Source organism: Campylobacter pinnipediorum subsp. pinnipediorum (assembly GCF_002021925.1).
Classification (GTDB): Bacteria; Campylobacterota; Campylobacteria; order Campylobacterales; family Campylobacteraceae; genus Campylobacter_A; species Campylobacter_A pinnipediorum.
This window is the reverse complement of record NZ_CP012546.1, coordinates 768,589-781,553: the sequence shown is the minus strand read 5'-3', so window position 1 is coordinate 781,553 and position 12,965 is coordinate 768,589. Positions and strand designations below refer to the sequence as shown.

At 30.0% G+C, this 12,965-nt stretch carries 16 protein-coding genes; 4 read left to right on the top strand and 12 right to left on the bottom strand.

The genetic code is table 11. The annotated features are described in order from the left end of the window. Positions 1-3 precede the first annotated feature (3 nt). Both CPIN17260_RS04005 and CPIN17260_RS09660 read right to left on the bottom strand, forming a co-directional pair. Complete coding sequence (locus CPIN17260_RS04005; RefSeq protein WP_069636453.1) at positions 4-264, bottom strand: heavy-metal-associated domain-containing protein; 261 nt, start codon at positions 262-264, stop codon at positions 4-6. Then, complete coding sequence (locus tag CPIN17260_RS09660) at positions 257-499, bottom strand: aryl sulfotransferase (protein WP_226997037.1); 243 nt, start codon at positions 497-499, stop codon at positions 257-259. The genes CPIN17260_RS04005 and CPIN17260_RS09660 overlap by 8 nt, the downstream gene beginning before the upstream one ends. Between CPIN17260_RS09660 and CPIN17260_RS09370 the strand changes: the two genes are divergently transcribed. Beyond that, positions 432-572, top strand: coding sequence for a hypothetical protein (locus CPIN17260_RS09370; RefSeq protein WP_226997054.1), 141 nt, complete (start codon positions 432-434; stop codon positions 570-572). The genes CPIN17260_RS09660 and CPIN17260_RS09370 overlap by 68 nt on opposite strands. A gap of 7 nt (positions 573-579) precedes the next feature. Here the strand turns inward: CPIN17260_RS09370 and CPIN17260_RS04000 are convergent, their stop codons facing one another. Continuing rightward, entirely contained in the window at positions 580-1,665 is a 1,086-nt protein-coding gene (locus CPIN17260_RS04000; protein ID WP_078405999.1) for a transglutaminase family protein, read from the bottom strand. A gap of 105 nt (positions 1,666-1,770) precedes the next feature. On the opposite strand from CPIN17260_RS04000, the gene CPIN17260_RS09290 reads away from it, so the two are divergent. Genes CPIN17260_RS09290 through CPIN17260_RS03990 form a run of 3 tightly spaced genes read left to right on the top strand, consistent with a single transcriptional unit; the run spans position 1,771 to position 3,382 of the window. Next, entirely contained in the window at positions 1,771-1,935 is a 165-nt protein-coding gene (locus CPIN17260_RS09290) for a hypothetical protein (protein WP_167562274.1), read from the top strand. Positions 1,936-1,937: 2 nt separating this feature from the next. After that, positions 1,938-2,828, top strand: coding sequence for a tRNA 5-methoxyuridine(34)/uridine 5-oxyacetic acid(34) synthase CmoB (cmoB, locus tag CPIN17260_RS03995; protein ID WP_078405998.1), 891 nt, complete (start codon positions 1,938-1,940; stop codon positions 2,826-2,828). 11 nt (positions 2,829-2,839) lie between these two features. Then, the gene (locus tag CPIN17260_RS03990) at positions 2,840-3,382 is read left to right on the top strand and encodes a PaaI family thioesterase (RefSeq protein ID WP_078440595.1); all 543 of its coding nucleotides are present in this window, start codon (positions 2,840-2,842) and stop codon (positions 3,380-3,382) included. On the opposite strand, the gene CPIN17260_RS03985 is transcribed toward CPIN17260_RS03990, so the two are convergent. From CPIN17260_RS03985 to CPIN17260_RS03945, 9 genes are all read right to left on the bottom strand, one after another. Then, complete coding sequence (locus CPIN17260_RS03985; protein ID WP_226997013.1) at positions 3,383-3,973, bottom strand: DedA family protein; 591 nt, start codon at positions 3,971-3,973, stop codon at positions 3,383-3,385. Positions 3,974-3,975: 2 nt separating this feature from the next. Next, on the bottom strand, positions 3,976-4,608 hold the full coding sequence (locus CPIN17260_RS03980; protein WP_078405997.1) for a LysE family transporter: 633 nt from the start codon (positions 4,606-4,608) through the stop codon (positions 3,976-3,978). Between the two features lie 56 nt (positions 4,609-4,664). Then, on the bottom strand, positions 4,665-5,438 hold the full coding sequence (locus CPIN17260_RS03975) for a MetQ/NlpA family ABC transporter substrate-binding protein (RefSeq protein WP_078387604.1): 774 nt from the start codon (positions 5,436-5,438) through the stop codon (positions 4,665-4,667). A 277-nt stretch (positions 5,439-5,715) separates the two neighbouring features. Then, entirely contained in the window at positions 5,716-6,390 is a 675-nt protein-coding gene (locus CPIN17260_RS03970) for a methionine ABC transporter permease (RefSeq protein ID WP_069637300.1), read from the bottom strand. Then, positions 6,390-7,346 (bottom strand): methionine ABC transporter ATP-binding protein, encoded by a 957-nt coding sequence (locus CPIN17260_RS03965; protein ID WP_069636460.1) that lies wholly within the window; start codon positions 7,344-7,346, stop codon positions 6,390-6,392. The genes CPIN17260_RS03970 and CPIN17260_RS03965 overlap by 1 nt, the downstream gene beginning before the upstream one ends. A gap of 4 nt (positions 7,347-7,350) precedes the next feature. Further along, complete coding sequence (locus CPIN17260_RS03960; protein WP_078440594.1) at positions 7,351-9,975, bottom strand: valine--tRNA ligase; 2,625 nt, start codon at positions 9,973-9,975, stop codon at positions 7,351-7,353. Between the two features lie 48 nt (positions 9,976-10,023). Continuing rightward, the gene (sucD, locus tag CPIN17260_RS03955) at positions 10,024-10,899 is read right to left on the bottom strand and encodes a succinate--CoA ligase subunit alpha (protein ID WP_078440593.1); all 876 of its coding nucleotides are present in this window, start codon (positions 10,897-10,899) and stop codon (positions 10,024-10,026) included. Further along, positions 10,896-12,071 carry an ADP-forming succinate--CoA ligase subunit beta gene (sucC, locus tag CPIN17260_RS03950; protein WP_078440592.1) on the bottom strand — a complete coding sequence of 392 codons (1,176 nt, stop codon included), beginning with the start codon at positions 12,069-12,071 and terminating at the stop codon, positions 10,896-10,898. Before sucC ends, sucD begins: the two co-directional genes overlap by 4 nt. Then, positions 12,068-12,961, bottom strand: coding sequence for a malate dehydrogenase (locus tag CPIN17260_RS03945; RefSeq protein ID WP_078440591.1), 894 nt, complete (start codon positions 12,959-12,961; stop codon positions 12,068-12,070). The genes sucC and CPIN17260_RS03945 overlap by 4 nt, the downstream gene beginning before the upstream one ends. Positions 12,962-12,965 lie beyond the last annotated feature (4 nt).

Genomic DNA, 12,965 nt, shown 5'->3' with positions numbered 1-12,965 from the left:
TTTTTACTCCTTTACAATAATACCTGGATAGTTTATTTTTTCTATGGCTTTTAAAAGTTTATTTTCATCAACACTATCATTAGCTGTAACATAAGCTTTTTTTGATACCAATTTGGCTTTTACTTTTTCAACACCATCAACCTTTAAAAGCTCTTTTCTAACCAAAACAGTGCAAAGAGGACAATGCATAGCCTCAACCAATATAACTATATCTTTTGCAAAGATATTTACACTTAATAAAAACAGTAATAAAATTTTACTCATATAAAAATCCTAAAATTTCTGGATAAAAAAGCAATAATAAAAATAATAATAAAACAATTAAATAATTTAAAATATTTTTTTTACTATAAGTAGCAACCGAGCAAAAGCTTTTTTTACCATTTAAATATAAAAAACTCCATAAAATAAATAATAACAAAGATATTATTGTGAAAAATGCTCTATATTCTGTTAAAAAATCCAAATTTGAGAAAAAAGAAAAAGATACACCAAACACTAAAATCAACAAGGCTGGCAAGCAACACAAAGTCGCTAAAATACCAGTCCCTATTGAAAAAAATAATAGATAAAATCTTTTCAAATCAAAATCTCTTGAGATGTGTATTTGTATGAAAAATCTTTTGGCGAATAATAATCAATAACATTACCTTCAAGCTCAGCATATGGATAGCCAAAGTTATTCATAGGATACTGTTCTGGTTGTGGTTTTAAGATAAAATCGCGACCATAGTTAAAACCTATCCAACACATTTCCCAATTTCCAAATAAATAATCTCTTATTTGACCAATTCTTGCATCGTTATTGTCTAGGTTTTCTCCTAGTCTAACCTTTGTAACATCAGCAGGGTCAACAGGAATCCAGCCATAACCTTTTAAATAAAACTCTGCACGACAATGCTGTGCTCCGGTAATATCAGCAAATCCATTTTTATCAGCCTTGCCCATTTGATTTGATGTTTTAGACTGCCCTACTCTTATACCAAAAAACTCACGAGCAGGAATACCAACAGCTCTACACAATCCAACAAAAACAGAGTTTATATCGGTGCATTTACCGACTAATTTTCCTGTTTCAAGTATAGCTTTTATATCTCCACGACCACAACCTATGACACTATTATCTCTTTGCATTGTATTTGCGACCCATGTATATATAGCTTTTGCTTTTTCTAAGTCGCCTTTTATGTTACCAACTATCTGTTTTGCTTTTTCAAATACAACACCATCTACTGGAATTTGTGTGGTTGGTTTTAAAAATTTTTCAATCTCAGGAGGCAACTTTTCATTTTCATTAAAATTAACCTTAGAAAAATCAGTATTTCTCTCCTGTGTTTGAACACTAAAACTAATATCTAGATTAAAGTTTTTATCTTTATCATCAAATTTAGCATATAGTGTTGGAATTTCAAAATCAGACATATAATAATCTTTTGAATTTGTATTTATATCATATAAACTAGTAATTTGTTGATAATCCGTATTTGTAACAAGCGGAACCCAAAGCCTTTGATCTATAGACTTCTCTTTTATAAAATGTTTTAAATTTATATTAAAAGTTCTATTTTGTTTTGATTTTATATCGCTTTTTGCTGTAGCAACACTTGAAATAGCGCAAGTAGCACCTAATATACTGCCGAATTTAAAAAAATCACGTCTTTTCATTGACATTTGCCTTAAATAATACATTAGCTAAAACTTAGCTCTAAAATAGCGCTCATTGTATATTAAAAAATATAAATTTTAGCTTTTTATGATAAAATTAGTGCCATGAAAAGCGTGATATTATTTACATTTATGATTTTATTTTTTAATGGTTGTGTGTTCTTTAATGCAAGAGGAGTTTCTACCAATTATTATAATGATTGCAAAGAGTATTATGATGCAACAGGAACATATAAAAAAGAGTGTCCGCACAATATAATAGATTGGTAAAAATGGATTTAGAAAAGATAAGAAATTTAAAACAAAAAGAGCTATTTTCGGAAAGAAACTCAGATATTTTAAAACAAATAGATATTTTGGATTTTCAATGCCTATGTGAGTTTGCAGATAGAGTAAAAATAAAATTTGATGACTCAAAAGATAAAGATATAATTGAAAAAATAGCAAAAGCGTTAAAACCCTGGAGAAAAGGTCCTTTTGAAATAAATAATTTATTTATAGATACAGAATGGCAAAGTTTTATTAAATTTAATATTTTAAAACCGCACCTTAATCTAAAAGATAAGATAGTTGCCGATGTTGGTTGCAATAATGGCTATTATATGTTTAGAATGCTTGATTTTAAACCTAAAAAAATAGTTGGTTTTGACCCAAGCATACACACAGCAATGCAATTTAAATTTCTTAATAAACTAATAAAAAGCGATATTATAAACTATGAACTTTTGGGTGTTGAGCATTTGCCATATTTTGAGCATAAGTTTGATACTATATTTTGTCTTGGAGTTATATACCACAGAAGCGATCCAATAAAAATGCTAAAAGAACTTAAACAATCACTTAATAAAAATGGAGAGGTATTTTTAGACACTATGTATATAGACATACAAGGTGATTTTGTATTATCACCTAAAACAACATACTCAAAAATACCAAACATTTACTTTATTCCAAGCTTACAAGTTTTACAAAACTGGTGCGAAAGAGCTAAATTTAAAGATTTTGAAATTTTAGCAACAAAAGAAACAGACACCAACGAACAAAGAAAAACAGAGTGGATAAATGGAGAGAGTTTAGAAAATTTCTTAGATCCAAATGACAACTCAAAAACTATAGAGGGTTACCCAGCCCCAAAAAGAGTATATATTAAAATTAAAATTTAAAAGGTAATACAATGTCTGATGAAAATATATTTGAAAATAACTCAGATGGAATTATACTCCCTGAAGAAGAAAACCCATTTAGAAATGAGTTAAAAACATCAAGCGCAATAAAACTAAATCTCTCAGGAGTTGTTACAGAATTAAAAAAAAGCTATGCAAAAACAAAGCTTTTTACAATAGAAGAAATGGTTAGTGATAATGAAGGCTTAATACACAGCGGTTTTGTTTTTTCAGCAGCAAACTATGCAGCATTAACTTCCATAAATGAAGAATATTGTGTAAGCATAAGTGCTAGAATAAATTTCTTTGGTCCAGTAAGACTTGGCGATATAGTTGAGTTTGAAGCTCAGGCATATTTTGATGAATCAAGAAAAAGAGATGTAAGAGTAACTGGAAAAGTAAGAGAAATTAAGGTATTTGAAGGAACATTTCAAGCAGTTGTTTTAGAAGAGCATGTATTTTTAGCACAACAAAAAAATATACAAAAAGAAGCAGCTATAAGAAGAGCAAAGGAAAAAGAACAAGAAAAGGAACAAGAAAAAGAAAAAAATTAATTATTTTTTTCTTATCTTTGCGACATAAACCAAACTTATAATCAAAACAACGCTAAAAAGTGCAAAACTAACTATATACATATACTCTTTTGATGGATTTGAGCCAAAAAAATATCCCAACATCAAAAGAATAAATACCCAAATTCCAGCACCTAGTGTTGTATATAGTGAAAATTTAAATATATTCATTTTAGCAAAACCGGCAGGCAAACTAATGTATTGTCTAATGCCAGGAAGCAATCTTGAATTAAAAGTAGAAATTTCTCCGTGTTTATTAAAAAAATCTTGAAATTTATCTAATTTATTTTGGCTTAAACCAATATAGCCAGCATACTTATAAATCAATCTTCTTCCAAAAAAATAGCATAAATAATAGTTAAATAATGCCCCGAGCAACGAACCAGTAGTTCCTACCAAAAAAGAAGCGCAAAAATTAATCTCATTTTTACTAGCTAAATATCCAGCTGGTATCATAACAATTTCACTAGGAAACGGAAAAAATAAACTTTCCAGAAACATAAGAAAAAATATACCAAAATAACCCCAATCCCTTACTTGATTTACTATAAAATTTACAATATCAATAAACAAAATTAAATCCTAATTAAAACTTCATAAATAATAGAAACAGCAAATATCATAAAAATCAAAGCACAAAATGTATCTATAATCTTATGCTTTCTAAAAAACATATCCCTAAAACTATGTTTTGAAAATAATTTGGCAAGTACTATAAAAAATAAAGTAGTTTCAAAACTTATAATTAAAAAGACTATAATTAAACTTGTGCTGGATTTAAAATTATCCATAAAAGAAGAAAAAATACTAGAAAAATACAAAATAACTTTTGGATTTGTTATATTTGTAAAAAATCCTTTTTTGTAAAAATAAAATAGACTATAATGATTTGATAAATTTTGTGATATAAAATCAATTTTAACCATCATTGATTTTAAAATAGAAAAAGATATAAAAAAAAGATAAAAAGCACCACAAATCATAATTAATATCTGAAAAAATGGGTAGATATCAAAAATCGTTTTTAGACCAACTAAACTTAAAATACTCCATAAAATAGCACCTGTCCCAACACCTAAAGAGACAAATAAGCTTTGTTTGTAACCATGAGCTAAAGCAGTTCTTGTAACAATAAAAAAATCAGGACCAGGCATAAGTAAAGCCATAAAATGAACTATAATCAAAGTAATAAATGGATAAATAATCATAATTGCCTTAGGATAATATATTTAGGTGGATGAAACTCATCACACCTAATAAAAAATTAAAAAACTGGTAAAACAGCACCTTGATATTTTTCTATGATAAATTTCTTAACATCTTCTGATGTTACAGCATCGTTAAGAGCCTTTATCTTTTTATCATTTTCATGACCCTCTTTTACAACTATATAGTTTACATAAGGGCTATCTTTATCTTCAAGCAAAATAGAATCTTTTAGTGGATTTAAATTTGCACTTAGTGCATAGTTTGTGTTTATAGCCGCCAAAGTAATATCATCTAAAGAGCGAGGAATTTGAGCAGCTTCTATCTCAACAAAATTTAAATTTTTAGGATTTTCTGTTATATCTATCAAGGTCTTTAAAGGCTCATCATTTAGCTTTATAAGCCCCGCTTTTGCTAAGATATTAAGAGCGCGATCTTCATTTGTTGGATCATTTGGTATAGCAACACTATCTCCATCTTTTAGCTCATCAAGACTTTTTACTTTTTTAGAATAAATTCCAAGTGGCTCTATATGAACAGCTACAGTTGTAACAAGATGAGTGCCTTTATTTTTATTAAACTCTGTTAGATAAGGTGTGTGCTGAAAATAATTAGCATCCAAATCCTCATCTTCAAGAGCCAAATTTGGCAAACTATAATCAAAGAATTCTTTTATTTCTAAATCATAACCAGATTTTTTTAAAACAGGTTTTACAGCTTCTAAAATTTCAGCATGAGGAACAGAAGTAGCTCCGATTATTATTTTTTCATCAGCATTAGCAAACAAAGATAAGCCTAAAGCAACCAAAGAAGATATAAGTATTTTTTTCATTTTTTATCCTTTTTTATATATTTATATAAACCAAACACATAAAAAGGATGAAGAGTCATATGTATATAATATAACAGAATTTCTTTTTAAGTGTTTAGCAAAACGACTAAGCACTTAAAAAGAAATTCGCACCTAGTCTTAGTCTATCGACACCTCAATCTTAAAGCCATACATTTCGCACATATCTGTTTTCATGTCTTAACCTTTCTTTTAATAAAATAATCTTTTAATTTTAAGAAAAAAATATTTAAAAAAAGATAAAAGTAGTAATATATTACTACTTTTTTGTAATTTTATATAAAAAATCTCCTATGATTTGAAAGATATGAACCATTATCACGAGAATAACAACAGTATAAAGCATAATATCTGGTCTAAATCTTTGATAACCATAGTTTATAGCAACAGCACCAAGACCACCACCTCCAACAGCACCAGCCATAGCAGAAAAACCTATATTTACTATAAGTGTTAGTGTCAAAGCTGAGATTATACTAGGCAGTGATTCAACTAGCATTATTCTAAAAATTATTTGAAATTTTGAGGCACCAAAACTCTTTGCCGCCTCTATAATGCCGTTATCAACCTCTTTAAAGGCACTTTCAATAAGTCTAGCAACAAATGGAGCTGCTCCTATTGTAAGTGGAACTATGGTTGCAGTAGTCCCTATACTAGTGCCTACTATCATTCTAGTTATAGGTATCAAGACTATTATTAAAATAATAAAAGGAAAACTTCTTAGTGTATTTATCATAGCATCTAAGATAAAATACAATTTAGGATTTGGTTTTAAGCCATCTTTGCTTGATATTATAAGTAATACAGCCGGAATCAATCCTATTGCAAATGCAAGTATAGTTGAAACAAGACTCATATAAAGTGTTTCATTTATAGCTGGGAGTAAAATTTTAACAAATATATCAGGAAATTTTGAAAAATCTATACCAAACATTAAGCTACCTCCCATAAAACACCACTTTTTGATATATAATTAATAACTTGGTCTTTATCGCTTTCTTTTATATTAACAACCAAGCTACCAAGAACATTTTCATTTAGCTTTTCAAGCTTTCCCCAAACTATATTAAAATCAATATCAAGAGTTCTTGCCATATTTGTAATCAAACTACTTTGAGCAACCTCTTTTGGAAAAAACAATCTTATATTTACACCACTTTCTGGAAGTATCTCCTCTTCACCTAAAAACTCTTTCATTTTAGCATCAGGTTTTAAGAAAAGCTCTTCTATAAGACCTGAGCCGATGATTTTTCCGTGTTCAAGCAATATAGCTCTACTAGCTATGCTTTTCACAACTTCCATTTCGTGAGTAACCAAAACAATGCTTATGCCTAGCTCTAAATTTATCTTTTTTAAAAGCTCCAAAATGGATTTTGTTGTATTTGGATCAAGTGCTGATGTAGCCTCATCACTAAGCAAAACCTTTGGATTTAAAGCCAAAGCCCTAGCTATAGCAACACGCTGTTTTTGACCACCGCTTAAAGAATTTGGAAAAGCATCTTTTTTGCTTTCAAGCCCAACAAGGCTTAAAAGTTCATTTACTCTTGAGTTTATATAATCATCCTTATATCCCCAAAATCTAAGCGGAGTTGCAACATTTTCAAAAACATTTTTACGGCTCATCAAAGCAAAATGTTGGAATATCATACCAACATCTTTTCTAAAATGTCTAAGTTCTTCTTGATTTAATTGCTTAATCTCTTTATCAAAAACTTTTAAACTTCCATCAGCATACTCTTCAAGACCATTAATACAACGTAAAAGAGTTGATTTACCAGCCCCACTATGACCTACTATCGCAAAAATTTCACCTTTTTTGACATCAAAAGAGATATCATCTATAATCAAAGTCTTACCATAATATTTTTTTAAATTATTGATTTTTATCAATTCACTAACCTTGTAAATTTTTTAATTCTTCTTCTATTTTGTTAAATTTGTCTGTTGCGCTTTGCAATGCATCTTTATTTGTTTTTACAACATTTTCAGGTGCACTTGCTATAAATTTCTCATTATTTAACATATTTGATAGTTTTATTATCTCTTTTTCAAGCTTATTTTTTTGTTGATTTAATCTATTTATCATAGCACTCATATCAATACCAACAAGAGGAACAAAACACTCTAAATTTTCACTAACATCTCTTACTGATTTTTCTTGGTTATCACTGCAAAATAAAACTTCTTCTGATTTTGCCAATAATTTAATATAATTTACATAATCACTTATATCATCACTATTTTTATTAAGTTTTATATATGATTTTGCCACCTTTGAATTTCCAAGTTCGACACTAGCTTTTGCACGGCGAATGCTTATTATAGCTTCTATAATAAGTCCAAATTTTCTCTCTATTTCAAAATCACGCTCAATATTATTTGGATATGGCTCAACCATAATAGATTTTGATTCTTTTAGGCTTGTAGCACTTAATTCGTGAAATAAATATTCACTAATAAAAGGCATAAATGGACTAAGAGTCTTTAAAGCCTCTTTAAATATAGCTCCCAATTCACCAATACTACTCTTATCGGCTTTACTAAGCTCTATACCCCAGTCGCAGAACTCATCCCATAAAAACTTATAAAGAGCATTTGCAGCATCATTAAATCTATAAGACTCTAAATTTTCTCTAACATCTTTAACACACTCATTAAACCTACTTAGCATAAACTTACCAAGCTGTGTTTTTATTGTTATATCGCTTAAATTTTCAAATTTAGACTCATTTAGTAAAAGATATTTACTTGCATTATATAATTTATTTGTGAAGTTTCTAACTAATATCATTTTTTCTTCACTCATTCTTATATCTCTACCTTGAACAGCTAAAAGTGTAAGAGTAAAACGAAGTATATCGGCACTATACTCATCTATTTTATCAATAGGGTCTATAACATTACCACTACTTTTACTCATCTTTTTACCATCTTTATCTTTAACCAAAGCATGTAAATATACATCTTTAAATGGAAGTTCGCTAACTGCATTTTCGCTTTGAAACATCATTCTAGCAACCCAGAAAAAGAGTATATCAAATCCGGTAATAAGCATGGTATTTGGATAAAATTCCTTGATATCATTCTCAAACCATTTTATGTTTTTTAACTCATCATCATTACCCCAACCAAGAGTAGATATAGGCCAAAGTCCGCTTGAAAACCAAGTGTCTAAAACGTCAGGGTCTTGATGGAAATTTTTACTTCCACATTTAGTGCATTTTTCAGGATGTTCTTCTTCGCTAGCCCACTCATGAGAACAATCATCACAATAAAAAACCGGTATCTGATGACCCCACCATAACTGACGAGATATGCACCAATCTTTAAGCTCTCTCATCCAAGCATTAAAACTATTTATCCAATGAGATGGATAAAAATCAACACCACCATCATTAACTTTTTTAATAGCCTCATCAGCTATCTCTTTTTTTACAAACCACTGCTTTGATATATATGGTTCTACAACATTTTTACAACGATAACAATACCCTACTTGATTTTCATAATCCTCTATCTTTTCAACATATCCAAGTTTATCAAGTTCTGCAACAATAACATCTCTAGCTTCAAGTCTTTCAAGTCCAGCGAATTTATCACAATATTCATTTAAAATACCGTTTTCATCAAAAACAGTGATAAACTCTAAATTATGTCTTTTACCAACTTCGTAGTCATTTACATCGTGAGCTGGTGTAACCTTAACTAAACCGGTTCCAAACTCAACATCAACATGCTCATCTGCTATGATTTTTACCTCACGATTTATTATAGGAAGTATGACACTTTTACCTATAAGGTGTTTGTATCTATCATCGTTTGGATTTACCATAACAGCCGTATCTCCAAAGTATGTCTCAGGACGAGTAGTAGCAACAACTATGTATTTATCACTATCTTTTAGATAGTATCTTATGTGATACAATTTTCCTTTATTTTCTTTATGTTCAACCTCAACATCACTTAAAGCACCATCGTGAGTACACCAATTTACCATATAGTTATCTCTAACTATAAGACCTTTTTCGTATAAATTTACAAAGGCTTTTTTTACAGCTTTTTTAAGCCCTTCATCCATAGTAAAACGTTCTCTACTCCAAGCTGGAGTTATACCAAGACGACGCATTTGATATACTATGGTTCCACCACTTTTTTCTTTCCATTCCCAAACTTTTTTCACAAATTCATCACGACCAAGATCTTCTTTTTTTATACCTTGTGCTAAAAGTTGTTTTTCTACAACATTTTGAGTTGCTATACCAGCATGATCAAGTCCTGGTTGCCATAAAGTCTTATAGCCATCCATCCTTTTATATCTTGTCATAATATCTTGTAAAGTAAATGTCAAAGCATGTCCTATATGTAAAACACCTGTAACATTAGGAGGTGGCATCATAATACAAAAAGTTTTATCCTTTTGTTGAATCTCTTTATTTCCATCAATTTCAAAATATCCACGCTCTTCGCATATTTTGTAAAATTCTTCCTCAACATCTTTTGGGTTATAAAAATCAGCCAATTTAGTTCCTTTTTTATCAATTTTATATATTAATTATATTTAGTGAGATTATCCTATTATCTCTTTTACTTTTTTACCGATATCCGCTGGATTTGCGATCACATAAGCACCAGCTTCAATTAAAGCTTTCATTTTAGCATCAGCACTTGCATTACTTGAGTTTATGATAGCTCCAGCATGTCCCATTTTTCTACCCTTTGGCGCACTAGCTCCAGCTATAAAAGCAACTACTGGTTTTGTAATCTTTGTTTTTATAATCTCACTAGCTTTTATCTCAAGCTCCCCACCTATCTCACCTATCATAACAATAGCTAGAGTATCTTCATCTTTTTCAAACTCCAACAATAACTCATCATAGCTAGTTCCTATAACAGCATCTCCGCCAATACCAACAGCACTTGATATACCATACCCTTGAGCTAAAATTTGATTTGCCGCCTCGTATGTTAAAGTTCCTGATTTTGAAATTATGCCTATATTTTTATTAGATTTTTTAAAAATTTCAGATGGCATTATACCAAGCTTACACTCATCAGCACTAATTATACCAGGGCAGTTAGGGCCTATTATAAGCATATTGTATTTTTTAGCTATCTCTTTTACTTTCAGCATATCAAAAATAGGAATATGTTCAGTAATTACAACACATAGTTTTATGCCAGCTAATGCAGCTTCTAATATAGCATCTTTTGTAAAAGCAGCTGGAACAAAAATCATACTTGTATCAGCACCAGTCATACAAACAGCCTCTTTTACACTATTAAATATATCAATACCAAGATGCTTTGTGCCACCCTTAAATGGAGTAACACCAGCTACAATATTTGTTCCATATTCTAAACATTTTTGAGTATGAAAACTACCTTGTTTACCAGTTATACCTTGAACTACAACTTTTGTATTTTTATCAACAAGTATACTCATATATCACCCTTTTTTGCTATCTCAACAGCCATTTTAGCACCATCATAAAGATTTGAACTAGCATAAATTCCACTAAGCCCTGATTGCTTTAAAATTTCTATAGCCTCTTTTGAGTTTGTTCCATCAAGCCTTATAACAACAGGAACATTAAGTGCCAAATGCTTACATGCCTCACAAATTCCATGTGCAATAATATCACAACGAACTATTCCTCCAAAGATATTAACAAATATAACTTTTACATTTTTATCTCTTAGTATGAGTTCAAATGCTTTTGAAACACCATCTTCATTTGCGCTTCCACCAACATCTAAGAAATTTGCGGCACTTCCTCCAAGGTCTTTTATGATATCCATAGTAGCCATAGCTAAACCAGCTCCATTTACAACACAGCCAACATTTCCATCTAACTTAATATAACTCAAATTTAAAGCTTTTGCCTGATTTTCATTCTCATTTGTCTGAGTCAAATCATCTAATTCAGCTATATCTTTATGCCTAAACAATGCACTATCATCAAAGCTAAGTTTTGCATCAAGAGCATAAAGCTCATCATCATCACTTATAACAAGTGGATTTATCTCCACTAAAATAGCCTCTTTTTGTATATAAATTTCATACAAAGATTTTAATAATTTTCCAAATTTTATACCGAGGTCTTTATTAAATCCCAAAAATTGTAAAAATTCCTGAATATGAAATCCGCATAAACCAGTCTGAAAATCAATACCTAATCTTTTAATAAGCTCAGGATTAGTTTTTGCTGTTTCTTCTATACTAACACCACCATCTTTTGAGACTATCAAGCTTATATTTTCATTTATTCTATCAAATGTAAAGCACAAATAAAACTCTTTTTTAAACTTAAGAGCTTTTTCTATATAAACCTTGTTTACTAAAATTCCATCTTTTGGAGTTTGTGGGGTTACTAGGTAGCTACCAAGCATTTCACTTGCAAATTTATTTGCTTCAATTTTGCTTTTAGCTATCTTAACACCGCCGCCAATAGCTCTTCCACCAGCATGTATTTGAGACTTGATAGCAAATGTGTCTCCGCCAAGTTCATCCAAGACATTATCTATATCATCTTTATTATTTACAACAATGCCTTGCATAACATTGACACCGAAATCTTTTAAAATCTTTTTTGATTGATACTCGTGTATATTCATATTAGGTTTTCTTTCAAAAATTTAATATTATTTGTTATTTTTTCTTCACTTATTTTTAATTTTTCTTTTTCATCATCATCTAGTTCTAATGGTAAAATTTCACAAACACCATCTTTTGACAATCTAACAAGACGACCACAAGCAAGCTCTTTGCTTAAAATAACACTTGTACTTAAAACCTCATCTTTATTGTCTTTTATAGCTAGACACATTTTTACTACGCCTGCTGCTGGTGCATAAAAGGCTGATGTTTTAAGCAATTTTACTATTTTTGCTCCACCACCTTTTGTTTCAAGCTCTATTTTATCAAATTCATCCTTATTTAATTTTGTATTCAAACTAGATTTTAAAACTATCATCTCATCACTATGAACACCGACCACCTTTGCTTTTATTTCATTAGCTTTGATATTTTTTAGGTTTGATATCTCATAAATAAGTCTTGCACTATCAAGCTCCCCAGCCATACCTATAATTTTTCTTTTATCAAAACCACTATAATTATAAGCAACCCAAACCATCACATCTAGCGGATTTGTTACAACTATAATGACTGAGTTTGGTGCATATCTTTTTATATTTTCACTTGCTGTTTTTACAACTTCTGCATTCTTAATAAGCAAATCTTCCCTGCTTTGACCATCTTTTCTAGGACTTCCAGCTGTTATCACAACTATATCAGAATCCTTTAAAAGGCTATAATCATCACCACCATAAACAGCACAATCATTACCAAATACACAATTTGATTGATATATATCCATAGCTTTTGCTTTTGCAACATCAGCAAAAATATCTATCAATACAAGTTCTTTGCATACATTTTTTAAGCTTAATGCATAAGCAACACTTGCACCAACATTTCCAGCACCAATAACACTTATCTTCATATTT